Source organism: Psychrosphaera sp. F3M07, assembly GCF_018860345.1.
GTDB lineage: Bacteria > Pseudomonadota > Gammaproteobacteria > Enterobacterales > Alteromonadaceae > Psychrosphaera > Psychrosphaera aquimarina.
The window spans coordinates 79,577-105,676 of sequence record NZ_JAHKPJ010000006.1; the positions used below are offsets into that span (position 1 = coordinate 79,577).

A 26,100-nucleotide genomic window follows, 5' to 3' on the forward strand; every position below is an offset into this window, starting at 1 on the left:
TGGGTGGAATAATTATCCACCTAGAGGCCTCATATACAATAACCAGTTAACCCCACAGAGATCATTATGATTGAAGGTAACTCCAGAAGTATTACGTCAAATCAATTAGGCGTTCACGATGATCTTGATAAAGTTGTAAAAAAACACTTAAGCTCAGATTTTAAAAAACCATATGCTCCCCATTCACTGTCAGGTTTTGAGCAAATAAAGATGCGAGTTTCTGTGTTCTTGTTATCTAACTCAAAAGGCACAATTATTTTAGATTCGTGCTGTGGAGTGGGTGAAAGTACTTATCATTTAGCGGTTAATAATCCTGATGCTTTGGTTATTGGTATCGATAAATCTGAACACAGGATAGAAAAGTACGAACACCATCACCAACAAAAAATAGATAATTTTATTTTGATCCGTGGTGATTTAAATGATTTATGGCGTTTAATTGCAGAGGCAGATTGGCCAATTTCACACCACTATATTTTATATCCAAATCCGTGGCCTAAAAGCAAACACCTACAAAGACGTTGGCACGGAGCCCCCGTATTTAAATACATACCTCAATTAAGTGAAAAGTTAACGGTGAGAAGTAACTGGGCTATATATATTGAAGAGTTTACTCAAGCGTTGACACATATGAATGTGAAAGCTGAAATATCTGATTATAAACGTGATACAGCGATGACGCCATTTGAACGAAAATATTGGGCGAGTGGTCAAAAAAGCACTGAGTTGAATGTAACTTTTAATAATTTGAAGAGTTAAGTTTTACGAATTTAAATATGACAACATAAGCTCTGTTAGATAAGAGCTTATGTTGTTGATGTCTTTTTTTACCAGAACAGTTGCCAGCCTTTCCACTGTGCATCAAATCCTTCCATTGGGCTTCGAGTAAAGCCTGAACGGACAAACTGATTCATCTTACCTTCGGTATAAGCTAATAACATATTAGCAAGGGCAGCTTCATCGATAGGGAAGTTTTTACCTTCACGTAATTTACGTTCACGTAATACCTGTTTAAATTGAGTCTCAAGTTTTTCAAACAGTGCGGCAACACGCTCTCTTAACCGATCGTGTTCACCCATTAATGCATCACCGGTGAGTATGGCGGTAATACCTCGGTTCATTTCGGCAAAACCTAAAATCAGCTTCATAATATTAGAAATACGACCTTCGGTAGATTTATCTTTTTCTAATATTATATTGATGCGGGATAACAATGTGCCTTCGATGAACTCGATTAAACCTTCATACATTCTCGCTTTACTAGGAAAATGACGATATAAAGCTGCTTCAGACACACCTACTTTTTCAGCTAATTTAGCCGTTGTGATCCTTTGACCTGAATGACTTTCCAACATTTCCGCAAGGCATTGTAATATTTGCTCTTTACGGTTTCCTTTTTTACCTGCTGGCATAACTTTCCTCGAAATTTAAAGTTTTAGCGGTTATATGTTTGATGAATTAATGACAACAAATGTTTAGCTAAAACATTTTTGTTCTCAAGAGGTAAGTCCTTACTTCCATCATCCCAGTATACTTTAAGCGCATTTTGATCAGAATTAAAGCCTTGACCTGAAACTGATACGTCATTTGCACAAATCATATCCAAATTTTTTCGTAACATTTTTGATTTTGCATATTGTTCAACATCTTGGGTTTCAGCCGCAAAACCAACAACAAACGGTCTATTTTCTGTTAAAGCGGCGACATCTTTTACAATATCTGGATTTTTGGTCATGGTGATCTGCATGACATCATTATCTTTTTTTATCTTCTGTGTCGCGAGGTTATCTGGGCGATAATCAGCTACAGCGGCACAAGCAATAAACACATCAGATTGAGTTGCTAGATTAAGACTGGCTAGGTGCATGTCGCACGCACTTACTACATCTGTTCTTGAAACATTATTTGGTGTAGTTAGATTTACAGGACCAGAAATCAAATTAACTTTAGCGCCTAACTGAGCCGCAGCTTGAGCAATAGCAAAGCCCATTTTACCGCTAGAGTGATTGGATATATATCTAACAGGATCTATACCTTCACGAGTAGGGCCTGCCGTAATGGTAATTGTCTTACCTTGCCAAATTGGCAATGCAGTGTCCAATAGATTGTCGAAGTGTTGCACACAAGTTGCAACTATTTCTGCAGGTTCAACCATACGTCCTAAACCTACATCACCACAAGCTTGTTCACCACTTGCCGGCCCACATAATGTAACACCACGTTGTGTTAATAATTTTAAGTTATCCTGTGTTGCTGGGTGAGCAAACATTTGTTGATTCATCGCAGGGCATACAATTACCGGAGCTGGGGTCGCTAATAATAAAGTTGTGGCTAAGTCATTGGCTAATCCAGCTGCCATTTTCGCAATAATGTCTGCCGTCGCTGGGGCAACCACTACTAGGTCGGCCCATTTTGCAAACTCGATGTGGCCCATAGAAGCTTCCGCTTGAGGATCTAATAAATCCTCTGCTACCGGCTCACCACTTACCGCTTGTAATGTTAATGGAGTAATAAACGCCTTAGCACCGGATGTCATGACTACTTTGACGTTAGCACCTTGTTCTTTAACACGGCGAACAAATTCAGGCATTTTATAAGCGGCAATTCCGCCGGTAATAATGAGCAAAATGTTTTTATTGGAATGGTCTTGTAACAGCATGGTCATATCTTGTAGCCAAAATTGGTAAAAATGAAAACGAACACTATAATTTTTAGGCCTATACCTTAACGGTTTTCAGCAACGGAAACCATTCTTAAACTAAATAATCTTGCTTAAAAGCAATCAATTTATTATTGCACGGAGGCAGTATGTCACTAAACGATTGGCCGGAACATTTAAAACCTCGAGAAAAACTATTAACAAAAGGCGCAACATCGTTAACTGATGCGGAATTGTTAGCGATATTTTTGCGTACCGGCACCGCTGGGATGGACGTGGTTAAGTTGGCCACTCATCTGCTGGATCACTTTGGTTCGCTAAATAGATTGTTTAACGCGGATGTCATTTCTTTTTGCCAAACGAAAGGTATGGGCGAGGCCAAATATGCTCAATTACAAGCTGTATTAGAAATGTCCAAACGGTATTTTCAAGAATCTATGTTTAGGGAAAATGTATTAGATTCGCCGGGAGCGGTTAAAACCTATTTACACCAGTTATTAAGAGATGAAACATACGAGAAATTTTTACTTATTCACTTGGATAATCAACACAGAGTCATTAACGATGAAGTTTTGTTTACCGGAACCATTGATTCTGCCGCCGTGTACCCTAGAGTCGTAATAGATTCGGTTATAAAGCACAAAACAGCGGCTGTAATATTCGCCCATAATCATCCGTCGGGTATATCGGAGCCTAGCCATGCGGACATCAACCTGACCAACAAGTTAAAACAAGCATTAACCCTAATCGATGTGAGAACATTGGATCATTTTGTGGTGGGTTATGATCAGGTTGTTAGTTTTGCCGAGCGTGGCTTGTTATAACAGTAAGTGTGTTAATCGGTTGTTTTACTACAAATAAACGCCCCCGCTAACATACTGACAATAAAGACTATGGTTTGACAATAACCATAGCTTATTGAGGCAATAGCTGGGCCTGGACAATAACCAACTAATCCCCAACCAATACCAAACATAGCCGAGCCGATAACTAGTTTCCGATCAATTTTTATAAACGTTGGTAAATGAAATGACGAATCAAATAATGGCTGTTTGCGTTTTAATATCAAAGGAAAAACTACAATAGTGACAATCAAAGCTCCTAACATCACAAATATAAGACGACTGTCCCATAAACCAAATATATCTAAAAAGCCTTGTACTATTTTGGTGTCGTTCATACCTGACAAGGCCAGTCCAATACCAAACAATAATCCTGCTAACAATACGATTAAATATTCTGCTAATTTAGTCATTAGAATCCCCCTACTTGTTTAAGTAAAAATACGGAAATAAAGCCAAATAACATAAAAGTGATAGTCGCGACTATTGAGCGGGTAGAAAACCGAGCAATGCCACAGACGCCATGACCACTTGTACAGCCATTACCCAACTTGGTACCAAAACCAGTAATAAGACCGGCAATGATCAATAAAGGCAAATTGTCAGTTGGCGCTTCAGGAATTGGTAAATTGTATACATGATGCACGAGCATTGGGCCAAGTATTAAGCCAAGTAAGAATATCCAACGCCAAGGTTTTTTGACCTGATTAGGATCTAATAATGAAAAAGTAATACCACAGATGCCAGCGATTCGCCCAACAAATAACAGCATTAATACAGCAGACACACCAATAAAACAGCCGCCAATTATGGCTAACGTAAAGTCAGAGAAGGTCAATTCAACCATGTGTTAGTACCTAGCATAAATTATAAAAACGTATTTTAGCAGCTACTAACATACTGGTCTTATATCTAAGTTAAAGGATATATAACTAAGGTTTTTGCTGGGCTAATTTTAGGTAATGCTCCACTGCGGCTTCCACTGAGAAGTTTTGTTTAATATGTAATAGGTCGATTTTGGGTGGGGTTTCTAGCGCTTGTATAATTTTAATAGCAAGAGTTTCTGGGTCATTTACTGGAGTTAGGAAGTCGGCTTGTTCGCCAATTAAGATCTCACTTGGACCATAATCACAATTTGTGCTGACAACGGGAGTTTGGCAAATCAGACTATCAATAATATTCATGCCCAATCCCTCAAATTCAGAACTTGAAATTAATAGCTGGGCCTTAGCAAGCCAATTATAAGGATTTTCTTGAAAACCAGGGGTGATAATTCGGTGTTCTACGCCATATTTTGCAGCAAGTTTTCGGGCTTTTTTGTCATATTTACAAAGTAATACAAGTTTAATGTCGGGCACTAAGGCGAGCGCTTGAAACAATATGTCATGTCGTTTTTGTTTAACAACTCTTCCTGCATGAATTAAGTATGGCTCTTCAGGAATATCGGGATTTAATACAGTTGCTAACTCTTGAACTGTTGTGATATCAGTTGGATTATAGATTCTAACCACAGATTTGGGGGTTATGTATTGTTTTGAGAGTGCTTCATTTTTGACACCTTCCGACACTGCTATCAAATTTTTATTGTTGTAGCTTTTTTTCTCTCTCAATTTACGCCAATACTTTAAAGGCCCTAGTCGGGCTTCGCGTTTTAGCTCTTGTGCCATTGCATTATGAAGGACATAAAATGTATTTACGAAATGACAACGAGATAATACTTTACTGCTAGGGTCTAAGTTGACTAGGTGTAAGTCAAATGAACCGGAATGAGCTGAGACTTCATTAACGAGAGTCTGCATATCTCTCGCCGTTTGTTTTATATTTAGCCAATTCGTACTTTTTCTGTGCTTGATATCGTTATATAGGATATGGACTGGGAACTCAGCCGGTGAATCGTATTCGATACGGGGCTCAAGTAAAAAGAAGTGAACGTTATTACCTACGTTTTGTAGTCCTATAGCTAAAGTCAACATGACTTTTTCAGCACCACCACCACCAAGACTATCAATAAATATCGCTATATTTTTACTCATCATATTGCCTAAAAATAGTAATTTACGCCGATAGAAATGGCTTGAAAATAGGTAAATGAATCAAGTCCATTATACTCTGCACCTGTAGGGTCTTCTGCAGTTAACTTATCTCTTGCTAACATATCAAAGTACTGGAATTCCGTTTGTAACCCCCAGTTACCCCACTCATTAGGTTGGTATAACATGCCAATCCCAGCACTATAACCATAGGCTGGGGTTCTAAATTGATAACGAGCAGCCCCAAGAAAAATATTAGTGGTGAATGATTTTGATAATGAGTATTGATAATCAATCGCTCTGACACTTAATAAAACATGATCATTAAAGTTCTGTATATCTAACCTTGTACCTATGGAGCTTGTATCTGAAATAGGTTTATGTACGGCAATCGCTAAATATTGGCCCAGTTTTGCTGATTCATACTCAGGTATTGGTTCATTAATGGCTTCATATAACCGACCAAAAAAAATATTAGCTCCTGCATCTAATCTAAGTTGATATGAGTCAGCACTAAAACTATTGGCAGTAAAAAGAAATGCAACGAGATGTATGATTATAAGTATTTTGTTCATTGTGAGATCACCAGCCTATCGAGGTCGAAATTGAATAATAAGACTCGTTAAAAATATCTTTACCATACTCAATAGAAGAGACCCATTGATATTCATTCATGATGGTAAACCATTCAGCTTTAACCTGATAACTAGTATGATAATCGTAAGATGTATAGGATTCATTTTGAGTAACATTGGCTGAAAGGGTGATGTCATCTCCATTGCTCTGTAACCAATATAACTTTGCCATAGCGTTATACGCTCCAACACCATCACCAGAGAAAGAATTGTCACGATTTCTAGACTCTGCCGCCCAGTGACCTATTATACTTCCTTGATGAGTTAAACCATCGCCGTAAACATGATGCACATACCAAGCATTTTGCCATTCAGATAACTCTACGCGAAGACCAATATTGTCTGTTAAAGACGGAATATAAAGGCCTGCAGATAAAGCTGAGTTACCTAATTTGTAGTTAAAACCTCGACTTGTATCTTCTCCTGCATATTCAAAATATAAAGAAAATGGAGTATCACCTGAGAAGGTAAATTGGCTGACTAATGAAGCTGCTTGATTGCCAAATTGTTCGTCTACGGATAAATCTGCGCTGGTATTATCGCTACCGCTAGGGTCAAAAAAAGCACCAATTAAATCACTGAATGAATTAGAACCTCGTTGACCTCCGCCAGACTGTAATATTCTATTAACGCCTAAACTAAACCCTTGCCAAGGAGAGACGGATAGATGAAAGCCAGTGATAATCGGCTTCCCGCTAATGTATTCACCTTGATAATAAATATTGTCAGAATTTGATAGCTCACCGACAAAGAGTTCATAATTTACCCCAAAGTCAGTTAATGGTATTGAATTGCTAATGGAGAGCGTTGGGAGTGTCGGAGCATGTGTACTAAGTAACATGGCGGAGTTTTCCATTGGTGATAACCAATGTGGTTTGGTGCCAATATCTAATTGCATCCAGTCAGTACCAACGGAAATATAGGTATTTTCTAATGATGTATCGCTGCCATTCAGTTGAGCACCAGCAGTCAAAGATAAATATTCCGTTAGTTGGCTATATCCAGTGATATGGCCATAGACATTAGACTGGTATTCAATCCCTCTTTGGTTAGCTAAGGTAGAGTCTGTGCGGTCAGACAATTGAACCGCGATACGCCCGTCCAATATACTCGCAGGTGATTGGTATTTTTTTATATGTGTTGTTATTTCAGTACAAAGAGGAGTAACACGAGTAAAACAGACTTTATTGAGTGCTTGTTTAACTTGACTAACAGAAAGCGGTTTTTTTAATGACGTCATATTCGCCATTAATAATAATTGGTCAATGTTCCGTTCAAGCTTTGCGGATTGTTTTAAAGGTAAATAACCAGATGTTCCAGCCAGTGCAGATGAGGATATGAAGAATAACAGTACTAGGTAATTTTTTATTATCACAATAGATGTTTAACGCTGTCTAAAAGTAGGCGTAGTGTAAAGGCTTTAAATTTGAAATTCACTATTTCATTAACTTTTCGATAATATCACTGTAACATTCTGAAGATAAGGTGCTTCATAAAATTTAGGCAACAGGATTAGCTCATTTGAAGTCAAATAATATTCAAAAGAAATTTTTATTTATATCTAGGAAGTCTTCACATTATCGTTACTACCAAAAGTTAGTGGCGTTTATTGGAGGATCGGCTGAACTACATCAATTAAAATTGATATCTTTACCCCATATCGCATATTGGAAGCACCTAGAAAAATTGAATTTTGATGAGTTAGTTGATGTCCATGTGCGCCGAAAAATAGTTCGCCATCCATGGTTAGTTACGTTCAAACCATTACTCAGTGTTGTTAAATCTAGTTATATCTTATTGGAAAAGTTAAGAGCGAGTTATTACTTTAAGTTATTTCTAAACGGCGAGTATGACACGGTTATTTTATGGAATGGCATGAAGCAGCCTAATAAAACCCCATACCAAGTAGCTAAAGTTTGCGGGAAAAAAACCATGTTATTTGAGAATGGATTATTGCCAAATACGACCGTTTTAGATGCTAAAGGGGTAAATGCATTAAATTCAGTGCCACGAGAACCGCATTTTTATCGCGATATAAATATTGATGACAGTGAGATAACTAAAAAATTGGTTGTTAGACAACCACATAAAAATCGAAAGTTAGATGAACAAAATGTGGTTTTGCCTGAATCGTTTATTTTCGTGCCATTTCAAGTGCCCAACGATACTCAAATAGTTTGTCACTCCCCTTGGATCGATTCAATGGAAGCATTTCACCAAGTATTGGAACAAGCATTGATCGAATTAGATTCTAAACCTGATTTATGTTTCGTTATTAAAGAGCACCCTTCATGGCCAAGAAGCTTTAAACATTTACATGATAAAAATCCTCGAATTATCTTCGCGAATAACATGAATACCCAAGACTTGGTAGAACGATCGACAGCTGTCGTTACGATTAATTCCACCGTAGGGATAGAAGCGCTTTTGTTAAACAAAAAAGTGATCACATTAGGCAATACATTTTTTAATGTAGAAGGCTTGGTGTGGCACGCTGACAATCAACAAGAATTCACCAAGTTATTAGCCAATATTGATGATGTTATTGTAGATGAAACCTTTGTTCGTCAATTCTTAACTTATTTGAACTCTGAGTATTTAATTCCGGATGCTTGGCAAGATGTTAACGCATCCTCTTTTGCTCATTTAAATGAAGTTAAGCGTCGATTAGAGACGTTCTAGCTTTGTTTTTAGTTTTATAACTTCCAATAATTGAATTTCTTGCGCATTTTGATTTGTCTGATCAGGTTAAAAGGAAGTGCTTTAGGTGCTAATTTTCCGTTTATCACTCTTGATTTTACTGCCTCGTATACTCGCTGAGTTGCCTTTGCATCATGACTGGGGTGGTATTGTTCTCGATAAGCAGTTATCAACGCCATCCGTTCTGCCGTGGGGTTAAGTGCTGTATTTAATGCATCGTTAAGCTGCTCTGGCTCCGTTATGTTTATTAACGCTGACTCTGGAGAGGCATTGTTATAGGTAATGGCTGGTTTATTTAACAGCATAAATTCGGTAATGACAGAAGATGTGTCAGAGACAATGACATTCGATGTTTGTAATAATCCGCTTAAGTTTGAAGTTTCCAACACCACTAAGTGCTCATGCTGTAACTGCATATATTGCTCAATGATCTTTTTGTCCATCTTAGGGTGGAACTTGACTATCCAGTGAAATTTATTTTGTTTGCTTAATGCCACAATCTTATCTTTTAATTCAACCGCGCTTGATAACGAAGGGGAAAAGGTTGGGGCGTATAATACGATAGGCAAACCTAGGTTATTAACCGGCATAGGTTCCGCGTTAAATAATTTATCTAATTTTGTCCAACCGGTTTCAACCACATCAAAAAATTGATGTTTTTCACTTAGCTTTGCAAATTTTTCAGTAAAAAATGGGCCTTGTGTACAATATAAGTCAAAACAACCTCTAATTTTAAAGTGTCCTTTTTTCTTCCATTCAAATCCATGAAACACTTGCACTTTTAAGCCTTGAATAAAACTAGGCACCACATTACCCGGAACAAATACGGCATCTGGCTTAAAGTTTTGCACTTCTTGAATACTGTCGGTAAAGGATTCGTTTGCTAAAAAGTATGATTGGTCAACGTTATTGCCATATAACATCCACATGACTTGGTCGTTATTTTTTAACGCGTATTCTTGAATGGGGCGCAAGATCTCAAATGAATAGTTTTGTGAGATGAAAAGCAAAATTCGCATTTGTCATTACCATAGTAAAATTAACCATCTAGCGCATTATTACATTAGTTTTACAATTTGATGTAATTTTTACTACATATCCTTATAATCAAAAATTAATTTAGTACTTATCCTTTAATATGTTCCTTTAACTGGTTGGTTATGAAAATAATTTTTGATGTTTTACATTTATACTACTTGCCACAATATTTACCAGTTAGGGATGAACTGATTAAAGCAGGGCACCAAGTTTATTTTGTTTTTTATAAAACGTCTGATCCATCATTAAATGAAATTTGTCAATCCGTAATTAATAAAGAAAATTTAGACTGTTTTCTCGCCGATGATTGGTCGCAGGCGTTATCGTTTTACTTAGAACAAAAAGCGAGTTGGATTATATTTGGCAATGCGGTTGAGCAAATTGATGTCATCCACAGTGTCAGTAAAACCGCAATGATGTTGCATGGTATTGGGCCGAAAGCGGTATACTATGAAATGCCTAAAAAGCCAATGACAGTAAGGTTTGTCGAGGGAGAGTATCGTCTAAATAGACTTAAAGGTATGCACCCAAATGATAAGTTTATCGATACCGGTTATGCCAAATTAGATCCTGCCATTCAGTCTGATAATAACGGCGTCAATTTAAGTGATTTAGGTTTAGACCCAAACAAAAAAACAATTTTGTATGCGCCGACGTTTTACCCTAGCTCATTAGAGTGCATGCCTAAAAATTTACCGCAGATGTTGTCTGAATATAATCTAATTATAAAACCTCATTTTTTTAGCTTAATTAAAAAAAAATACAAAAAACACAGTAAAATATTTAAACGTTGGCAACAAGCTGATAACCTCTATTTATGTGGTGTAGAAGATTATAATCTCGTCCCTTTTATGGGAGTGGCGGATGTTATGTTATCCGATGCTTCTTCGGCCATTTTCGAGTTTGCCGCGTTAAATAAACCTGTAATTTGGTGTGATTTTTATAAATTACGTTGGAGTTATCGTGGGATATTTAGTTATCGATTTAAGCAACGCGTGGACTCAGATATACAATATTTTGAACAAGTTGGTTGGCGGATCCAGTCACCAACTGAATTAGTTGATACCTTAGTGGATTCATTAAAAGAGACTGACGCTAAAGTACAGCAAAGGGCTAAAGTCATTAGCCAACTCGCTGGTCGAGTCGATGGTCAATCAGCTAATCGTATCGTAAATTATTTAACAAACAATTAATTAATGAGGTTATGGAAATGAAACCTATAGTATATGTTTCTGGAACATTTGATTTATTTCACAGCAATCACTTAAAAATGATTGAATATGGGGCTGGGCTTGGCGGTACGCTCATTGTGGGTGTAAGCACTGACGATTTGGTGAGTACTTATAAAAATCCGCCTAGTGTGCCATTTGAAGAGCGTCAGGCCATAATTTCGGCTTTAAAGTATCCACATATTGTTATACCGCAGCGTTCTTTGGAGCATACCCAAAGAGTGAAAGATTTGAATATTGATATCTTTGTCGTAGGTGATGACTGGCGTGGAAAGTATGATTATTTAAGAGACTTAGGTGTACAAGTTTTCTATTTTCCTTACGGTGCAGGTGTTAGTAGTTCTAAATTAAAACAACAAATTACCAAACAATACTCTGAATTGAAGAAAACGGCCGATGATCATATCAATCCTGAGGTTGTGTAGATGTTAAAAATATTAATCACAGGTGGTGGTGGTGATTGGGCACAAAGCTTTAAACAAAACCACCAAGATACTTATGATATTCACACGCCGACTAGAGGCGAGTTAGATGTGACATCTGAGCCATCTGTCATTGCATATTTTGAACGTCAAACAACGCCATTTGATGTGGTCATCAATAATGCGGGATGTATCCACCCTAAGCGCATTTTAGAGTCGGATAGCAGTGCGTGGGTTAATGACATTAATGTCAATTTGATTGGAAGTTTTTATGTGAGCAAAGCTGCATTACAATCAAATCGCAAAACAAAGTTAATACATATATCGTCAACGGCAGCGTACAACGCTTATGCGGATTGGTCTTCGTATTGTGCGTCTAAAGCTGGAGTGAAAACATTAGCCTTAAGTTTGGCTAATGATGGCTTTGATTCTTATTGTTTATGCCCTGGAGCCATAGATACAAAATTCAGAGATAAATTCGATATTGCCAATAATAATGTGATGAGTTGTGCGGACTTAACAATTCATGTTTTGGACGTGATAAAAGGGAAATATCAAAGGGGTGATGTTTTGTTTATTCGCAGTAATGAATTCACCCTAAATCCTTAGTTTGTACAAAAAACAAACTCAAATGAAAATAACTGGTAAAAAAACGTCTTATTTACAACAAAAACTTGATCTTGACCCTCAAATTCTGTATAAATTGCGCCCTTTCGAATGCCCGGACAAATTAATTGGCCAATAGGGCTAATTAGATTGACGTCAGAATTTTTGTTTTGGAGTAAATGACATGGCTAAAGTTTGCCAAGTAACAGGTAAGCGCCCAACGGTTGGTAACAATCGTTCACACGCGCGTAACGCTACTAGACGTCGTTTCTTACCTAACCTACAAACACACCGTTTTTGGGTTGAAAGTGAGAAGCGATTTGTGAAATTACGTTTATCTACTAAAGGTATGCGTATAATTGATAAAAAAGGTATTGATACAGTGCTAGCAGATATGCGTGCAGCTGGTCAAAAAATCTAAGGAACTAAATCATGCGTGATAAAATTCGTTTAGTTTCAACGGCTGGAACTGGTTATTTTTATACTACTGATAAAAATAAGAAGCTAATGCCTGAAAAGATGGAAATCAAAAAATTTGATCCAAAGATCCGTAAACACGTGATCTTCAAAGAAGCTAAAATTAAGTAAGCTTTTTGAATTCTATTGAAACTTTTGCAAAAGTTTAAAAAACCTGGCTTATTAGTCAGGTTTTTTTATGTCCAAAATTCAATAACATTGATTAGCACAATTAATCACTATAAATTGTAAAGCCACAGTTATACCAGTAGTTTGATAGGACTAGTATGAAAACAGGGTTAACCCAACGAGGTTGGAATAACGTATTAATTTTTGCATCGCTATTTATGATTGTATTGTTTAACAGTACACATCAACGATTTGTCTCCAACGACAATGACAAGATCAAACGTACGTTAATTGAATCATCAAGTTTATTGCAGAATATAGACTTTAACGGTTTACGGTTTGAACGTATTGGGTCAGGGTGGCGCACGTTAACACAAGTAGACATTCAGACTAAAATGAGTCCTGAAACTATTATTCAACACTGGGCTGAACAGCCGATAGAAATATTGGAAAATGAACCTGCAATTAATAGCTCAAACAGTCGATTTCCAATATCCCTGGATATGATCGGCCAACAGCAAACCCAAGTGTTTGAATTTATTATCGATAACAATGCAGGTGTAGTTTACATTTTTGATCATAACATTGCGCAGTGGTTGATAATCGATCAATCACAGTTAGCCTTGTTTATCCCTGCCGTTTTACTCAATCTAAATAATTAAGTTAACCATAATGCCTGAATTACCAGAAGTAGAAGTAAGCCGTTTAGGTATTACTCCACATATTGAAAATCAAATAATCACTCAAGTTGTCGTTAGAAATGGTCAGTTGCGCTGGCCGGTTCCTGAAGAGGTTCAATTATTAGTTGGTCAAACGGTAATGGGGGTGTCACGCAGAGCAAAATATTTGTTTATCGATACCCAAGCCGGCAGTGCTATTTTGCATTTGGGCATGTCTGGTAAATTATGTGTTGTTGATAAAGACGTAGCGCTTGTAAAACACGATCATATTGATATCGAGTTTAGTAACGGAAAAGTACTTAGATATAACGATCCTCGTCGCTTTGGGGCATTTTTATGGCAACAACCTAATACTACCCACGCCTTGTTAACAAAATTAGGCCCAGAGCCTTTAACGGACGAATTTGACTCTACTTGGTTATTCGAAAAATCCAGAGGTAAATCTACAGTAGTTAAAAACTTTATTATGGATAACCATGTGGTGGTGGGCGTTGGCAATATATACGCTAATGAAAGTTTGTTTAAAGCGGGAATCGACCCAAGAAAACCAGCTGGGAAAATATCTAAACAAAAATATGTCGCTTTAACTGCGCATATCAAACAGACGTTAGCAGAGGCAATCAAACAAGGAGGCACGACTTTAAAAGACTTTACCCAGTCAGATGGTAACCCTGGATATTTTGCTCAAGAATTATTGGTTTATGGCCGAGCAGGAAAAGCGTGTTTATCGTGTGACAGTATATTAAAGTCAATTAAAATTGGTCAAAGAAATTCATTTTATTGCCCAAGTTGCCAACATTAATAAATCAAGTTATCTTCGATGCAGAAAATTCGTAGTTAAGGTTAATTAAAATGGAATTCATTTCTCAATTAAGACACACATTTGCTAGTGGTAAAACTAAATCTTTAGAATGGCGCCAAGGCCAGTTGTTAGCGTTAAAGCAAATGTTGGAAGAAAATGAAAAGGCCATTTACAAAGCGCTGTTTGATGATTTAGGAAAATGCCAATTTGAATCCCATGTTTCCGAATATGGCTTTGTATTAAAAGACATCGCTTTGTTTCTTAAGAAAACAAAACAATGGGCCAAACCAAGAAATGTAAAAACCCCTTTATTGTTACAACCTGGTAAAAGCAAAATAACACCTGAGCCTTTAGGTACTGTGTTAATTATGGGGGCTTGGAATTATCCTCTGCAACTTGTGTTAAGCCCTATGGTGGCCGCACTTGCAGCAGGTAATTGTATTGTACTTAAACCTTCTGAGCTTTCGCAGGCGACCTCAAATTTATTGGCTGACTTAGTCCCTAAATATTTAGACCCAAATGCGATTGTAGTTTATGAAGGTGATGTTGCGGCTACCACTGAATTATTGAAACAACGTTTTGATCACATAATGTACACTGGCAGTGAAGCTGTTGGGAAAATAGTCATGCGTGCGGCTAGTGAATATTTAACCCCTGTGACTTTAGAGCTTGGTGGGAAAAGCCCATGCATTGTAGATGATAATACAAATATCAAAGTAACCGCAGATAGAATCGTTTGGGGCAAATTTATTAATGCAGGACAAACCTGTATAGCACCAGACTATATATTAGTAACACCGAAGCAACGTGAACCTTTAATTAAAGCATTACAATTGTCATTAATTAAACAATATGGTCATGATCCCAAACAGTCACCAGATTATGGAAGGATTATCAACGACCGCCACTTTCAGCGTATAACCGGTTACTTAAATGGGATTGAAGACAAATTAATTGTTGGCGGACAGACGGATGCCGAGCAAAAGTATATTGCGCCAACGCTCATCTTTGGTCCTGAGCTAACCAGTCCTGTGATGCAAGAAGAAATATTTGGCCCTTTGTTGCCTATCATCGAAGTGGCTTCCATGGACAAAGCCGTTAACTTTATTAACGACAGAGAAAAACCATTAGCATTATATTTATTTAGTAATGATGAACTAACGATTAAAAAAGTAACCAATGAAACCAGCGCAGGTACATTAAGTATTAACGATACGGTTGTCTTTATGGTGAATTCAGAATTTCCGTTTGGTGGGGTAGGGAACTCAGGAATGGGGTCTTATCATGGCAAGTGGGGATTTGATACGTTCAGCCATTTAAAACCGGTATTGCATAAAAGCTTCTTTGCCGATGCGCCTGTTCGATACGCGCCATATTCCGGTTGGAAACAAAAAGCATTTAAGTTTTTAGCTAAGTTTTAAAACAGAAGTCGTAATAAGAATGATATTAATCACCAATATCATTCTTTTTCATTACGGGTATTAAATTGTTTTATTGGCCTCGTTCTATCTGGTCGATTACCATTGTACTCACAGTAAACGCTGCCATTAGCACGGACAAACACTTTGTCCGTACAAAACTCATCAGCCACATCTTCATCAACGTAAATTAATTCACCCTGATTACAGGCATAAGGGATTTTCCCCACAAATACTTTTTCGCACTGATTAAACTCAGGCAAATCATCATAAGAAACGTCTTTGGATAAATATGAACTCCACTCATACATAGCAATCAATGCAGCGGTTAAGAGCGCAAGAATGTAGAGTGTTGATTTAGTATTCTTTTTCATAGCCATAAAACGTTCGCCTGATAACGATGATTATTTTAAATAAAATATTTGGTTAGTTGAGCTTAGCAAAATAGACTTTTGCGGCGGCTTTAACCTTAGGCGCTAATAAAATAGCCGACAACATAGTTGGTATTGCCATTAAGCCATACATGCCCATCATAAAATTAAAGATGACATCTAATGTCACTAAACAACCGATCACGATAGTAGTTAAATAAAATGGTTTGTAATATTTACCATTTTGTTCTCCAAACAGATAAACAAAACATTTCTCACCGTAGTACCAATAAGTAAACATAGTGCTGGCGGCTAAAAATAAAATTTGAATCGCCAGTAATACTTGACCAATAACCCCAAGCTCTTGACCAAATACTTGCATGGTTAATTCAACGCCTTTAACCCCTTCAACATCTTGCCACATGCCAGAAGCCAGAATAACGAGTGCTGTACAAGTACACATAATAAGCGTGTCAACAATTGGTCCTAACATGCCAACTAACCCTTCACGAATCGGTTCGTCTGTTTTCACGGCTCCATGGGCAAGCACTTCAGTACCAATCCCAGCTTCATTAGAAAATACGCCTCTTGAAACACCTATGATAAGTACACCCAGAATGCCACCTGTTACGGCTTGAGGTTGGAAAGCCTCAACAAAAATAGACTGAATCAACTGTGGAAGTTCAGGTAAGTGATTAAACAGCACAGCTAAAGTCATTAATACGTACATAATTGCCATGCTTGGTACTAATCGGGTGGTCACATATGCAACACGTTTTAATCCACCTAGAATGACGCCAGCCACTAACAGTGTGATCACAACGGCCACAATAATGTTGAACATGTCTGGCGATGAAAACCAAGATTTAGGAATTAATTCTTCACGTAACGCAGCGGTTAATTGATTAGCTTGAAAAGACGGTATTGTTCCCCATAAACCTGCAAAGGCAAATAATAAGGCAAGTGGTTTCCATTTCTGACCTAATCCTTCGGTGATCACAAACATAGGACCGCCATGCACTTCACCATTTTCATCCGTTTTTCTAAACATAACCCCAAGTGAACAAGTAAAAAACTTAGTCGAAACACCTAATAACGCGGTTAACCACATCCAAAATACAGCGCCAGGGCCGCCAGCGGTAATCGCCAATGCAACGCCTGATATATTGCCCATGCCAACAGTACCGGCTAGTGCGGCGGACAAAGCTTGTGCATGTGTCAATTGACCTTTTTCTGAATCGTTATCGTGTTTTCCGGTTAACAGGGATAAACCATGTCCTATATATCGAAAAGGAACCAGTCTTGAATAAATGGTAAAAAATATACCTCCACCCACTAATAAAAAAATCATCGGCATGCCCCAAACAAAGTTTGAAAACGCCGACATGAGTGAACCAAGCCAATCCATAATTATTCCTCTAAAGTATTCGGTTGTGATTTTGTGTTTAAAAGTGCGGAATTAATCTTCAATTCTGAAGCGCGCCAATTCGTTACAACAACAGCTGCAACGAGTAATAATGGAATGCAAATAACCAGCATAGCATTCCAACCAAGTGTGTTTATAACCCATCCCGCGGATAAGGATGCTACCGCTTGGCAGGTGAACATTACAAGGTCATTTAACCCTTGGATTTTAAATTTCTCTGATGGTGTATAACTTCTTGGTAATAACGACGTGGCGGTAATAAACATAAAATTCCAACCAATGCCCAGTAATACCAAAGCGCCCCAATAGTGTACATATTGATGCCCAGCGAAGCCGATAATAATACAAGAGAATAAAGCAACCATACCGCTATATAAAATATTAGCTTGGCCAAAACGTTGGATAAGTCGGCCGGTAAAAAAAGAAGGTAAATACATGGCGATGATGTGACTTTGAATTACCCACTTTGTGTCTTGCATATCAAATCCACTATGGACATGCATGCTTATCGGTGTCGCGGTCATAATAAAGCTCATGACACTAAAACCGACGGTAGCACTGATAATCGATGCTAAAAATACAGGTTGTTTAATAATCTCTTTTAGTTCACGTTTAGGTGCTTGTATTTCATCTTTAGGCTTTGATAGCGGTTTGTAAAAAGCAATAAAAATAACAGACAACATCAATAAAACGGAGACACCAATAAAGGATCCAACAAATTCGGTTTCAAACCAATCTTTACCAACAAAGGCAACTTCTGGCCCAATAAACGCGGCTATGAGTCCCGCGACTAATAAAATGGAAACCGCTTTACTGGCTAATTCATCCGGGACTGATTCCATTGCGGCAAAACGAAATTGTTGTACCGCAGCGATCATGATGCCGAATAACAAGATGCTAAGACAAAATAACCAAAAGTTACCAGCTTCAATGGTGTACGCCGCAAATAAACAGTTTATGGAACCTGATACGATGGCAATGATAAACCCTTTTTTACGCCCAACAATAGATAAAGCTTTAATCACAGGTAACATAAATATAGCGATACCAACGACCATTAAAGCGATAGGTAAAGTGGCTAACACTTTTGTTGGAGCAAGTTTCAACCCGATAAACCCACCAACAAATACAATAACAGGACCAATAGAGCCTATCAAAGCTTGCGCGAACATTAATAACCATACATTAGGATGGATATTAGATTTAGTATTAAAAATTGGCACTAACGTTTTGCCTTTTAAAATATGACAACTCAAGATATTCCAATAGGTTATAGAAATGACCACATTAATTCAGCATTTATTTAAAACTAACGTGAGATTTCTGGAACTGGCGTTATACTTTGAATTCTCGACACAAAATAAGTATGAATAAAATGATTAAATTTATGAGCCAATTAATATTAGTTACCTGTCTTATATTTATTAGTGCGACTCATGCAGGTACTGCATCGGTAGAGTGGCAAGACCCTGATAGTTATTTAGATATCCGTCACTCAAACTCTGGCAAGTTACAATTTAGGAAAAGTTTGTTTAATCAATTTGAAAAGCACTTTAGCAAATTAGCACAAGATTTACCTGATGATGTTGAGCTAAAAATCAAAGTGACAAACCTTAATTTGGCTGGTGATGTTCGTTACAGTTTTGCTATGCACAGAGAGATCCGAATAGTTAAACATACTTATTGGCCAATGATTGAGTTTGAATATCAACTCAACAAAGGTAATCAATTAATAACAAGCGACACCGTAAAGTTAAAAGATATGTTTTTCATGGACAGAGGGGGGAGCTTCAGACTTAGTCATGACTCATATTTTTATGAGAAACGTATTCTCACCGATTGGTTTGATAAGACATTACAGGTGATGGTAGCTGAACAGCATGATTTAGAACCTGAACAGAGTAGCGATTAATTTCATCAGCTAGTGATTGATATATAAAAAAACGAGTGCACATTGTGGACTCGTTTTTTTATGAGGATCAATCAATTTGAATCATCACAATGTTAAGACGCTGGGCAATCCATGGGGGTTATTGTATCAATGGTAACGTCCGTAACAGGGACATCAGCATAGGGACTTACTGTTTCTGTAGGCACAGATTCTATCGCATCAACCACATCCATACCTGCAATGACGGCACCAAATACTGTGTATCCATACCCATCTGAAGCATTACCATAATCTAAAAATGAGTTGTTCACTGTATTAATAAAAAATTGTGATGTTGCAGAGTTTGGTGCTGCCGTCCTAGCCATTGCAATGCGGCCTCGGTAATTTTTTAGTCCATTTTTTGATTCTATTTCAATTGGCAATTGAGTCGATTTTTTAATGAGTCCAGGTTCCAGCCCACCACCTTGGATCATAAAGTTAGGGATGACTCGATGAAATATCAAACCATCATAGAAACTGGTTTCAACATAGTTTTTGAAATTTAAGCTGGTGGCTGGTGCATATCTTTCATCTAACGCTAACTCTACGTTACCTAAACTGGTCACCATTTCATAACAAGCATATTCTCCACGAGATAAGTCAAATGGCACGTTTGAATCATTATCTAACACAGGGTAATTTAGTACTTCGTCCGCATCGTTATCATCTGAACAAGCTGAAAGTAGAGTTAATAAGGTAATTACCAAACTGGATTTAATAAAAGATTTCATACTGCAATTCCTAAAAGAGTAAATAATACAAACGAGAAGTTAGTTAACATTGGAGCGTACTTAGTCAAAAAAACAAACGCATTAATTGTTATCAATTGTAATCATTTAGAATGTTTTAGGTAGTGTTAATTTGAACGGAAAATTAAAAAATACTCTGTTATGATGAGCCATAATGACTAAATTCAATTTTTTGAGCGTGAATATAATGCAACAACAATTATTAACCATGTTACAAATGCAAGATGACATGAACACTAAAGTTCACCCACAATGGCGTGAACAAGGCTTTTCATGGCATAGAGCTATATGGGTAGAACTGGCTGAAATGTTAGATCACTACGGTTGGAAATGGTGGAAACATCAAGAACCCGATATCGAACAAGTCCATTTAGAGTTAATCGACATTTTTCACTTTGGTTTAAGTGCACGTTTGGTGTCAGGCCAAGATGTGGCAGAAATAGCCGCCGATATTGAAAAAGGTTTGAGTCATCCACTAACGCAAGCAACATTTGCCGAAACCATCGAAGTGATGGTGAGCAATACATTAGCAACAAAAAATTTCGATGTGACTACCTTTGCAGGCTTAATGGAACAAACAGAATTAAGTTTTGATGAGCTGTTTAGACATTATGTAGGTAAAAACGTATTAAACTTTTTCCGCCAAGATCATGGTTACAAAACCGGTGAATATATAAAAATCTGGAATGGCAAAGAAGATAACGAAGTATTAATGGATGTTTTACGCTCCACTGATGCCTCTAAACCTGATTTTAAAGAGTCTGTTTATCAAGGTCTCAAGTCAGCTTATCCTGCCTAGTTCGTTTATTATAAAGAGCCTGTGTTAAAGCGTGTGCAGGCTCTTGTTTCACTGTCATCCGCTTGTAATTAATCGTTTTTACACTAGTCTTGGGCTAAGAAACAAAACTAAACATTGTTCAATAAAACCACCGAGTTATAATACACACATAACACCTTTTAAATTCATATTATTATTAAGCGAGCTTTAATGCCAAAACACGACCCGAACTTCTCACGGGAACAAGAAAAATACGACACACCAATTGCAAGTCGAGAGTTTATCCTTGAACAAATCAACAAAAATGGTGGGCCGTTAGGTTTTGGCGAACTGGTAAAATTGTGTCACATCCCCAATGATGATTTAAAAGTAGCGTTAAAACGCAGACTTCGTGCCATGGAGCGTGAAGGGCAGCTTTTATATAATCGACATAACAAATATGAAATTCCCCTAGAAAGTGACTTTGTTAAAGGCAAGGTTATTGGCCATCGTGATGGGTTCGGTTTCTTGCAACTTGAAGGCACCAAACCAGGCAAAAATGATTGGTATATTAGCCACAGTCAAATGCGTAAATTATTCCACGGTGACGTAGTGCGTGCTCAAGAGATTGGCGAATACAAAGGTAAAACCGAAGCAAGAGTGGTTAATGTATTAGAGCCAAGAACCGCTCCAATAATAGGTCGATACTTTGTTGAAATGGGGGTTCAGGTTGTGATCCCGGATGACAGCCGCATTAAACAAGAGATTATCATTCCCCAAGGTCAAGAGTTAGGCGCTCGTCATGGTCAAATGGCGGTGGTGGAATTAGTGACTCGACCTGATAAACGCTCTAGTGGCATTGGTAAAGTAGTTGAAGTACTTGGCGAGCATATGGCGCCTGGAGTTGAAATTGAAATTGCACTGAGAAACTACGAGATCCCGCACGAGTGGCCAAAACAAGTTAGTGATTTTGCGAAAAATTTATCCGCAGAAGTATTAGAGCAAGACAAAGAAGGCCGTGTTGATCTTCGTAAATTACCATTGGTCACCATAGATGGTGAAAGCTCACGAGATTTTGACGATGCAGTTTACAGCGAAAAATTAGAAACCGGTGGTTGGCGATTATATGTAGCCATTGCCGATGTATCTCATTATGTAAAACATAATTCAGCAATGGACAAAGAAGCAATTGAACGAGGAAATTCAGTCTATTTTCCTGATCAAGTTGTGCCTATGTTGCCAGAAGAGTTATCTAATGGTTTGTGTTCATTAAACCCACAAGTAGACCGTTTGTGTTTAGTGTGTGAAATGACCATAAATGCTAATGGTGAATTGTCTGAGCACAAATTTTATCAAGCCGTAATGCACTCCCACGCTCGTTTAACCTATACAAAAGTAGCGGCAATGTTAGACGGTGATGAAGAGCAAAGAGAGCGCTATCAGCATGTTTATCCGCATATCGTTGATTTATATGAACTGTATACCGTACTGAAAAAAGTACGCGCACAGCGTGGTGCATTTGAGTTCGAAACCATTGAACCTAAATTTATCTTCAACGCTCAGCGTAAAATAGAATCAGTCGAAACTGTTGTGCGTAATGACGCGCATAAGATCATCGAAGAATGTATGATTTTAGCGAACGTGTCAGCGGCACAATTTATTGAACAGAATAATGCCGAAGCATTATTCCGCGTGCATGACAAACCAGATCCAAGCAAGTTGGCGACTTTCAGGTCCTTCATCGCTGAATTAGGTGGTGAACTGACCTTTAGTGATGAACCAACGCCAAAAGAATTAAGTAGCCAAGTTAATAAGTATTTATCAAGACCCGATGGTGAATTAATTCAAACTATGATGATCCGCTCTATGCGCCAAGCCGTATATCAAGCCGATAATATTGGTCATTTTGGTTTAGCACTTGAAGGGTATGCCCATTTTACTTCACCAATTCGTCGTTACCCTGACTTAATTGTGCATCGCGCAATTAAGGCGATTATCAATAAACAAGGGCAACAAACATCAGGTCATTATGCCTATAATGCACAAGAGTTAGATGAGCTTGGTGAGCAATGTTCAATGACAGAACGTCGCGCAGATGAAGCCACCAGAGATGTTGAGTCTTGGTTGAAATGTGAGTTTATGCAAGACCATATTGGGTCTGAACACGACGGTGTTATTTCATCTGTAACTTCATTTGGTATTTTTGTGCGTTTAATTGATTTGCACATTGAAGGTTTAGTTCATATCACAGCACTAGGTAATGATTACTATCAATATGATGGTGATCGTCATGTGTTAGTCGGTGAGCGTAACCGCAGAGTATTTCGTTTAGGCGATAAACTAGAAGTGAGAGTGAAAGCGGTCGACCTTGATGAAAAACAAATCGATTTTGAATTGGCTGAATTACCGACTCAAGGTGGCAGAAACTCAACGGGTAAAAGTTCAAGAGGTCGCAGTAAAGCAAACGAAGCAAGAACACAAAATACCGCAACGTCTATTAGAGAACGTTTACGCAAAGGCGATGTGCCTTTAGAGAAAGGCGCAGAAAAAGCAGGAGCGTCTACTAAATCGGATAGTTCGGGTAAACGGAATAGCAATAAAAGCAAAGGTGAAAAAGCGCCTAAAGGTGAAGGTCGTAAAAAAACGCTAAAAAGTGGTAAGAAAAAACCTAAATCACGTGCAGGTAAAAGAATCGCAGCGAAAAAATCTGGTTCAGGACCCAAGTCGGGCAAAGCAAAATCTAATAGCAGTAATAAAAAGTAGGTAAGTCAAAAAATGAGCGTTGAATTAGCATACGGTATCCATTCAGTTGCAGCTATCTTACAGCATGAACCAGAACGAGTTATTGAAGTCTATGTATTAAAAGGTCGCGATGACGACCGTGTTGTACCTATCGTAGCGGATGCTCAAAGCTTAGGTGTCTCCATTCAGTATATGTCTAGAAAAGCATTAGATGATAAAAGTGAAGGTGAACAACACCAAGGTATAATGGCAAAAGTAAAAGCCGGAAAACAAAAAGACGAATCTGACTTGAAAGACATTATCGATGCTAAAGTTGCAGCCGGTAAAGCGCCATTTTTATTAGTATTAGATGGAGTTACTGACCCACATAATTTAGGGGCAGTGATACGAACTGCTGATGCTGCAGGTGTTGATGCGGTAATTGTACCTAAAGATAAATCTGCCAAATTAACCTCAGTGACTCGTAAGGTTGCTTGTGGAGCGGCAGAGGTGATGCCGTTAATTGTGGTGACTAATTTAGCCAGAACATTAAAAATGTTGCAGGATGAACAAGTTTGGATCATTGGCACCGCAGGTGAAGCGGAACAAGATGTATTCCAGATGAAATTTGACGGTCCATTAGCGATTGTAATGGGCGCAGAAGGTTCAGGCATGCGACGTTTAACCAGAGAACATTGTGACCAATTGGTGAAAATTCCAATGGCTGGCACAGTTTCAAGTTTAAATGTATCTGTGGCAACGGGTGTGATTTTGTTTGAAGCAGTTCGACAGAGAAGTTAAGAATTAATTTATAATGATTAAGATTAATTGAAGGGTATTAGTAAAACATGATGTTAAAAGTTAAGTTGTTCCTAATACTGTTTTTATGCAGTTTCACAGTATTTGCTATTGATGATGCTGAGTTGGATGAAGATGGAAACCCTATAGTGGTATCGGAAGCGGTTCCCACTTGGAGTATTAAAAATAAAAACATTGAACTGTCGTCTGATGCTTTGATAGGCAAGGCTTATGTTTTGCACTTTTGGGCAACCTGGTGTCCATATTGTAAACGTCTGCAACCTGGTTTAGAGACCATAGCAATAGAATATGTTGATAAAGGTATTGAAACGTACGCTATTAGTTTTTGGGAAAACCCTCGAGCAAAACCTACACAAGAAATGGAAAGTCGAGGTTTGTCATTTAAAGTGTTGGAAAAAGGCGATGAAGTCGCTAAATTACTTGGCGTTCAAAGTACTCCCACAACAATATTTGTGAACCATAAAGGCGAAGTTTCTTTTAAATATATGCTCTCGGATCCTAATGATCCTCAACTTAGGTTAGCGTACGAAACTTTGATTGATGAAATAGAACAAGACAAAAGAGATTTAGCCGAAGCTGCCGCTCTAGCCGCTGCGAAAAAGAAAGAAGAAGAGGACGAGAGCAAATAGTTTGATAATTAATCACATTGTTCTTGTTTTATTAGCTAATCCCCGTATAATTCGCGCCCAAATCAGCCATTAATTATAATTCCTTGCCTTTGTTCAAGTGTGGCTGAGCTTGATTTTGAGGCTAAAAATCCATAAGGAATCAAACGATGCGTCATTACGAAATCGTTCTAATGGTTCACCCTGATCAGAGTGAACAAGTTACAGGTATGATTGAACGTTATACTGGTACTATCACAGAAGCAAATGGACAAATCCACCGTCTTGAAGACTGGGGCCGTCGTCAATTAGCTTATCCAATTGAGAAACTACACAAAGCACATTATGTTCTTTTGAACATTGAAGCGCCAAGTGAAGTAGTTGCTGAGCTAGAAGAATCTTTCCGCTATAACGATGCGGTTTTACGTAGCTTAACTATCCGTAAAGATAGCGCAGTTACAGAAGCTTCTCCTTTAGCTAAAGAAGAGAAGAAAGAACAAGCTGCTTAATTTGCGCTGGAGTAAGTCTTAAGTGTTTAATCAAGTTGTATTAAGTGGCCTGATTTGCAAAGCACCTAAGTTTTCAGAAAGCCCAGCAGGGGTGGTGCATGGTCAATTCTCAATTGAACATAAATCCATACAGCAAGAGTCAGAGTTTAGTAGAAATGCTTATATTCGAATTCATGTTGTAACCTGTGGCAAAGAGCAACAACAGTTAATTAAAAATTTTATTGTTGGTGATGCAGTTCAAGTGAGTGGTTTTTTAAACCGTCACGAAAGTAATAAAGGGACTCCCATTATTGCCTTGCATGCTCAACAAATAGAAATACTCAATTAGGAGAATTCAAATGGCACGTTATTTCAGACGTCGTAAAGTATGCCGTTTCAAAGCTGATGGCGTAAAAGAGATAGATTATAAAGATCTAGCAACATTACGTAACTATGTTACAGAAAGTGGCAAAATCGTACCAAGTCGTATTACTGGTACAAGCGCAAAGTATCAACGCCAACTAGCTCGTGCAATCAAACGCGCACGCTATGTAGCATTGTTACCTTACACTGACTTACATCAATAAG

31 protein-coding genes are annotated in these 26,100 nt (G+C 37.9%); 19 read left to right on the top strand and 12 right to left on the bottom strand.

Annotated features, from left to right (window positions below):
- The first annotated feature begins 66 nt into the window (after window positions 1–66).
- On the top strand, window positions 67–759 hold the full coding sequence (locus KO505_RS03040) for a tRNA (guanosine(46)-N(7))-methyltransferase TrmB (protein ID WP_216053974.1): 693 nt from the start codon (window positions 67–69) through the stop codon (window positions 757–759).
- A 68-nt stretch (window positions 760–827) separates the two neighbouring features.
- Here KO505_RS03040 and slmA read toward each other — a convergent pair whose 3' ends face one another.
- Together slmA and coaBC are read right to left on the bottom strand one after the other, a co-directional pair.
- On the bottom strand, window positions 828–1,412 hold the full coding sequence (gene slmA, locus KO505_RS03045) for a nucleoid occlusion factor SlmA (protein WP_216053975.1): 585 nt from the start codon (window positions 1,410–1,412) through the stop codon (window positions 828–830).
- 23 nt (window positions 1,413–1,435) lie between these two features.
- Window positions 1,436–2,659, bottom strand: a complete 1,224-nt coding sequence (coaBC, locus tag KO505_RS03050; RefSeq protein ID WP_216053976.1) for a bifunctional phosphopantothenoylcysteine decarboxylase/phosphopantothenate--cysteine ligase CoaBC — start codon at window positions 2,657–2,659, stop codon at window positions 1,436–1,438.
- Between the two features lie 149 nt (window positions 2,660–2,808).
- On the opposite strand from coaBC, the gene radC reads away from it, so the two are divergent.
- Window positions 2,809–3,483, top strand: coding sequence for a DNA repair protein RadC (gene radC / locus KO505_RS03055; RefSeq protein WP_216053977.1), 675 nt, complete (start codon window positions 2,809–2,811; stop codon window positions 3,481–3,483).
- 11 nt (window positions 3,484–3,494) lie between these two features.
- On the opposite strand, the gene KO505_RS03060 is transcribed toward radC, so the two are convergent.
- From KO505_RS03060 to KO505_RS03080, 5 genes are all read right to left on the bottom strand, one after another.
- The gene (locus KO505_RS03060; protein ID WP_216053978.1) at window positions 3,495–3,914 is read right to left on the bottom strand and encodes a DUF6691 family protein; all 420 of its coding nucleotides are present in this window, start codon (window positions 3,912–3,914) and stop codon (window positions 3,495–3,497) included.
- Complete coding sequence (locus tag KO505_RS03065; RefSeq protein ID WP_216053979.1) at window positions 3,914–4,348, bottom strand: YeeE/YedE family protein; 435 nt, start codon at window positions 4,346–4,348, stop codon at window positions 3,914–3,916. Before KO505_RS03065 ends, KO505_RS03060 begins: the two co-directional genes overlap by 1 nt.
- 85 nt (window positions 4,349–4,433) lie before the next feature.
- On the bottom strand, window positions 4,434–5,534 hold the full coding sequence (locus KO505_RS03070; protein ID WP_216053980.1) for a glycosyltransferase: 1,101 nt from the start codon (window positions 5,532–5,534) through the stop codon (window positions 4,434–4,436).
- An 8-nt stretch (window positions 5,535–5,542) separates the two neighbouring features.
- The gene (locus tag KO505_RS03075; protein WP_216053981.1) at window positions 5,543–6,106 is read right to left on the bottom strand and encodes a hypothetical protein; all 564 of its coding nucleotides are present in this window, start codon (window positions 6,104–6,106) and stop codon (window positions 5,543–5,545) included.
- 7 nt (window positions 6,107–6,113) lie between these two features.
- Window positions 6,114–7,541 carry a capsule assembly Wzi family protein gene (locus KO505_RS03080; protein WP_216053982.1) on the bottom strand — a complete coding sequence of 476 codons (1,428 nt, stop codon included), beginning with the start codon at window positions 7,539–7,541 and terminating at the stop codon, window positions 6,114–6,116.
- A 146-nt stretch (window positions 7,542–7,687) separates the two neighbouring features.
- On the opposite strand from KO505_RS03080, the gene KO505_RS03085 reads away from it, so the two are divergent.
- The gene (locus tag KO505_RS03085) at window positions 7,688–8,848 is read left to right on the top strand and encodes a capsular biosynthesis protein (RefSeq protein WP_216053983.1); all 1,161 of its coding nucleotides are present in this window, start codon (window positions 7,688–7,690) and stop codon (window positions 8,846–8,848) included.
- Between the two features lie 14 nt (window positions 8,849–8,862).
- On the opposite strand, the gene KO505_RS03090 is transcribed toward KO505_RS03085, so the two are convergent.
- Window positions 8,863–9,885, bottom strand: a complete 1,023-nt coding sequence (locus KO505_RS03090; RefSeq protein ID WP_216053984.1) for a CDP-glycerol glycerophosphotransferase family protein — start codon at window positions 9,883–9,885, stop codon at window positions 8,863–8,865.
- Between the two features lie 141 nt (window positions 9,886–10,026).
- Here KO505_RS03090 and KO505_RS03095 point away from each other — a divergent pair, with 141 nt between their 5' ends.
- The 8 genes from KO505_RS03095 (at window position 10,027) to KO505_RS03130 (ending at window position 15,649) form a co-directional block, all read left to right on the top strand.
- The gene (locus KO505_RS03095; RefSeq protein ID WP_216053985.1) at window positions 10,027–11,097 is read left to right on the top strand and encodes a CDP-glycerol glycerophosphotransferase family protein; all 1,071 of its coding nucleotides are present in this window, start codon (window positions 10,027–10,029) and stop codon (window positions 11,095–11,097) included.
- A 17-nt stretch (window positions 11,098–11,114) separates the two neighbouring features.
- Window positions 11,115–11,558, top strand: coding sequence for an adenylyltransferase/cytidyltransferase family protein (locus KO505_RS03100; RefSeq protein ID WP_216053986.1), 444 nt, complete (start codon window positions 11,115–11,117; stop codon window positions 11,556–11,558).
- A complete protein-coding gene (locus KO505_RS03105; protein WP_216053987.1) occupies window positions 11,559–12,164 on the top strand; it encodes an SDR family oxidoreductase in 606 nt (201 codons plus the stop codon). It abuts the gene before it with no gap.
- Between the two features lie 181 nt (window positions 12,165–12,345).
- On the top strand, window positions 12,346–12,582 hold the full coding sequence (gene rpmB / locus KO505_RS03110) for a 50S ribosomal protein L28 (RefSeq protein WP_215963297.1): 237 nt from the start codon (window positions 12,346–12,348) through the stop codon (window positions 12,580–12,582).
- An 11-nt stretch (window positions 12,583–12,593) separates the two neighbouring features.
- Window positions 12,594–12,749 (top strand): 50S ribosomal protein L33, encoded by a 156-nt coding sequence (gene rpmG / locus KO505_RS03115; RefSeq protein WP_105050859.1) that lies wholly within the window; start codon window positions 12,594–12,596, stop codon window positions 12,747–12,749.
- Between the two features lie 155 nt (window positions 12,750–12,904).
- Window positions 12,905–13,408 (top strand): hypothetical protein, encoded by a 504-nt coding sequence (locus KO505_RS03120; protein ID WP_216053988.1) that lies wholly within the window; start codon window positions 12,905–12,907, stop codon window positions 13,406–13,408.
- Between the two features lie 10 nt (window positions 13,409–13,418).
- The gene (gene mutM / locus KO505_RS03125) at window positions 13,419–14,228 is read left to right on the top strand and encodes a bifunctional DNA-formamidopyrimidine glycosylase/DNA-(apurinic or apyrimidinic site) lyase (RefSeq protein ID WP_216053989.1); all 810 of its coding nucleotides are present in this window, start codon (window positions 13,419–13,421) and stop codon (window positions 14,226–14,228) included.
- A gap of 50 nt (window positions 14,229–14,278) precedes the next feature.
- Complete coding sequence (locus KO505_RS03130) at window positions 14,279–15,649, top strand: aldehyde dehydrogenase family protein (protein ID WP_216053990.1); 1,371 nt, start codon at window positions 14,279–14,281, stop codon at window positions 15,647–15,649.
- A gap of 38 nt (window positions 15,650–15,687) precedes the next feature.
- On the opposite strand, the gene KO505_RS03135 is transcribed toward KO505_RS03130, so the two are convergent.
- The 3 genes from KO505_RS03135 to KO505_RS03145 are packed head-to-tail and all read right to left on the bottom strand — an operon-like array spanning window position 15,688 to window position 18,699.
- Window positions 15,688–16,026: a hypothetical protein gene (locus KO505_RS03135; RefSeq protein WP_216053991.1), complete on the bottom strand. Its 339-nt coding sequence runs from the start codon at window positions 16,024–16,026 to the stop codon at window positions 15,688–15,690.
- 46 nt (window positions 16,027–16,072) lie between these two features.
- Window positions 16,073–17,425 carry a sodium:alanine symporter family protein gene (locus KO505_RS03140; RefSeq protein WP_216053992.1) on the bottom strand — a complete coding sequence of 451 codons (1,353 nt, stop codon included), beginning with the start codon at window positions 17,423–17,425 and terminating at the stop codon, window positions 16,073–16,075.
- A 2-nt stretch (window positions 17,426–17,427) separates the two neighbouring features.
- The gene (locus KO505_RS03145; protein WP_216053993.1) at window positions 17,428–18,699 is read right to left on the bottom strand and encodes an MFS transporter; all 1,272 of its coding nucleotides are present in this window, start codon (window positions 18,697–18,699) and stop codon (window positions 17,428–17,430) included.
- A gap of 131 nt (window positions 18,700–18,830) precedes the next feature.
- On the opposite strand from KO505_RS03145, the gene KO505_RS03150 reads away from it, so the two are divergent.
- Window positions 18,831–19,355, top strand: coding sequence for a DUF3016 domain-containing protein (locus KO505_RS03150; protein ID WP_216053994.1), 525 nt, complete (start codon window positions 18,831–18,833; stop codon window positions 19,353–19,355).
- A 92-nt stretch (window positions 19,356–19,447) separates the two neighbouring features.
- On the opposite strand, the gene KO505_RS03155 is transcribed toward KO505_RS03150, so the two are convergent.
- Entirely contained in the window at window positions 19,448–20,104 is a 657-nt protein-coding gene (locus KO505_RS03155) for a peptidylprolyl isomerase (protein ID WP_252731619.1), read from the bottom strand.
- Between the two features lie 190 nt (window positions 20,105–20,294).
- On the opposite strand from KO505_RS03155, the gene KO505_RS03160 reads away from it, so the two are divergent.
- The 7 genes from KO505_RS03160 to rpsR all read left to right on the top strand — a co-directional run bounded on the left by KO505_RS03160 (window position 20,295) and on the right by rpsR (window position 26,099).
- On the top strand, window positions 20,295–20,921 hold the full coding sequence (locus tag KO505_RS03160) for a dUTP diphosphatase (RefSeq protein WP_216054026.1): 627 nt from the start codon (window positions 20,295–20,297) through the stop codon (window positions 20,919–20,921).
- Window positions 20,922–21,110: 189 nt separating this feature from the next.
- Window positions 21,111–23,642 (top strand): ribonuclease R, encoded by a 2,532-nt coding sequence (gene rnr, locus KO505_RS03165; protein ID WP_216053995.1) that lies wholly within the window; start codon window positions 21,111–21,113, stop codon window positions 23,640–23,642.
- 12 nt (window positions 23,643–23,654) lie between these two features.
- The gene (rlmB, locus tag KO505_RS03170) at window positions 23,655–24,401 is read left to right on the top strand and encodes a 23S rRNA (guanosine(2251)-2'-O)-methyltransferase RlmB (RefSeq protein WP_216053996.1); all 747 of its coding nucleotides are present in this window, start codon (window positions 23,655–23,657) and stop codon (window positions 24,399–24,401) included.
- Window positions 24,402–24,448: 47 nt separating this feature from the next.
- Window positions 24,449–25,048: a TlpA disulfide reductase family protein gene (locus tag KO505_RS03175; RefSeq protein WP_216053997.1), complete on the top strand. Its 600-nt coding sequence runs from the start codon at window positions 24,449–24,451 to the stop codon at window positions 25,046–25,048.
- A 146-nt stretch (window positions 25,049–25,194) separates the two neighbouring features.
- A complete protein-coding gene (gene rpsF, locus KO505_RS03180) occupies window positions 25,195–25,533 on the top strand; it encodes a 30S ribosomal protein S6 (protein WP_105050847.1) in 339 nt (112 codons plus the stop codon).
- 22 nt (window positions 25,534–25,555) lie between these two features.
- Window positions 25,556–25,861, top strand: a complete 306-nt coding sequence (priB, locus tag KO505_RS03185) for a primosomal replication protein N (RefSeq protein WP_216053998.1) — start codon at window positions 25,556–25,558, stop codon at window positions 25,859–25,861.
- A gap of 10 nt (window positions 25,862–25,871) precedes the next feature.
- Window positions 25,872–26,099 carry a 30S ribosomal protein S18 gene (gene rpsR, locus KO505_RS03190; protein ID WP_105050846.1) on the top strand — a complete coding sequence of 76 codons (228 nt, stop codon included), beginning with the start codon at window positions 25,872–25,874 and terminating at the stop codon, window positions 26,097–26,099.
- Window position 26,100: the final 1 nt, after the last annotated feature.

Excerpts from the sequence above, each read along its gene's own strand:
- KO505_RS03040 (WP_216053974.1), top strand. The coding sequence starts at position 67 with ATGATTGAAGGTAACTCCAGAAGTATTACGTCAAATCAATTAGGCGTT.
- slmA (WP_216053975.1), bottom strand. The coding sequence starts at position 1,412 with ATGCCAGCAGGTAAAAAAGGAAACCGTAAAGAGCAAATATTACAATGC.
- coaBC (WP_216053976.1), bottom strand. The coding sequence starts at position 2,659 with ATGCTGTTACAAGACCATTCCAATAAAAACATTTTGCTCATTATTACC.
- radC (WP_216053977.1), top strand. The coding sequence starts at position 2,809 with ATGTCACTAAACGATTGGCCGGAACATTTAAAACCTCGAGAAAAACTA.
- KO505_RS03060 (WP_216053978.1), bottom strand. The coding sequence starts at position 3,914 with ATGACTAAATTAGCAGAATATTTAATCGTATTGTTAGCAGGATTATTG.
- KO505_RS03065 (WP_216053979.1), bottom strand. The coding sequence starts at position 4,348 with ATGGTTGAATTGACCTTCTCTGACTTTACGTTAGCCATAATTGGCGGC.
- KO505_RS03070 (WP_216053980.1), bottom strand. The coding sequence starts at position 5,534 with ATGAGTAAAAATATAGCGATATTTATTGATAGTCTTGGTGGTGGTGGT.
- KO505_RS03075 (WP_216053981.1), bottom strand. The coding sequence starts at position 6,106 with ATGAACAAAATACTTATAATCATACATCTCGTTGCATTTCTTTTTACT.
- KO505_RS03090 (WP_216053984.1), bottom strand. The coding sequence starts at position 9,885 with ATGCGAATTTTGCTTTTCATCTCACAAAACTATTCATTTGAGATCTTG.
- KO505_RS03095 (WP_216053985.1), top strand. The coding sequence starts at position 10,027 with ATGAAAATAATTTTTGATGTTTTACATTTATACTACTTGCCACAATAT.
- KO505_RS03100 (WP_216053986.1), top strand. The coding sequence starts at position 11,115 with ATGAAACCTATAGTATATGTTTCTGGAACATTTGATTTATTTCACAGC.
- KO505_RS03105 (WP_216053987.1), top strand. The coding sequence starts at position 11,559 with ATGTTAAAAATATTAATCACAGGTGGTGGTGGTGATTGGGCACAAAGC.
- rpmB (WP_215963297.1), top strand. The coding sequence starts at position 12,346 with ATGGCTAAAGTTTGCCAAGTAACAGGTAAGCGCCCAACGGTTGGTAAC.
- rpmG (WP_105050859.1), top strand. The coding sequence starts at position 12,594 with ATGCGTGATAAAATTCGTTTAGTTTCAACGGCTGGAACTGGTTATTTT.
- KO505_RS03120 (WP_216053988.1), top strand. The coding sequence starts at position 12,905 with ATGAAAACAGGGTTAACCCAACGAGGTTGGAATAACGTATTAATTTTT.
- mutM (WP_216053989.1), top strand. The coding sequence starts at position 13,419 with ATGCCTGAATTACCAGAAGTAGAAGTAAGCCGTTTAGGTATTACTCCA.
- KO505_RS03130 (WP_216053990.1), top strand. The coding sequence starts at position 14,279 with ATGGAATTCATTTCTCAATTAAGACACACATTTGCTAGTGGTAAAACT.
- KO505_RS03135 (WP_216053991.1), bottom strand. The coding sequence starts at position 16,026 with ATGGCTATGAAAAAGAATACTAAATCAACACTCTACATTCTTGCGCTC.
- KO505_RS03140 (WP_216053992.1), bottom strand. The coding sequence starts at position 17,425 with ATGGATTGGCTTGGTTCACTCATGTCGGCGTTTTCAAACTTTGTTTGG.
- KO505_RS03150 (WP_216053994.1), top strand. The coding sequence starts at position 18,831 with ATGAGCCAATTAATATTAGTTACCTGTCTTATATTTATTAGTGCGACT.
- KO505_RS03155 (WP_252731619.1), bottom strand. The coding sequence starts at position 20,104 with ATGAAATCTTTTATTAAATCCAGTTTGGTAATTACCTTATTAACTCTA.
- rnr (WP_216053995.1), top strand. The coding sequence starts at position 21,111 with ATGCCAAAACACGACCCGAACTTCTCACGGGAACAAGAAAAATACGAC.
- rlmB (WP_216053996.1), top strand. The coding sequence starts at position 23,655 with ATGAGCGTTGAATTAGCATACGGTATCCATTCAGTTGCAGCTATCTTA.
- KO505_RS03175 (WP_216053997.1), top strand. The coding sequence starts at position 24,449 with ATGATGTTAAAAGTTAAGTTGTTCCTAATACTGTTTTTATGCAGTTTC.
- rpsF (WP_105050847.1), top strand. The coding sequence starts at position 25,195 with ATGCGTCATTACGAAATCGTTCTAATGGTTCACCCTGATCAGAGTGAA.
- rpsR (WP_105050846.1), top strand. The coding sequence starts at position 25,872 with ATGGCACGTTATTTCAGACGTCGTAAAGTATGCCGTTTCAAAGCTGAT.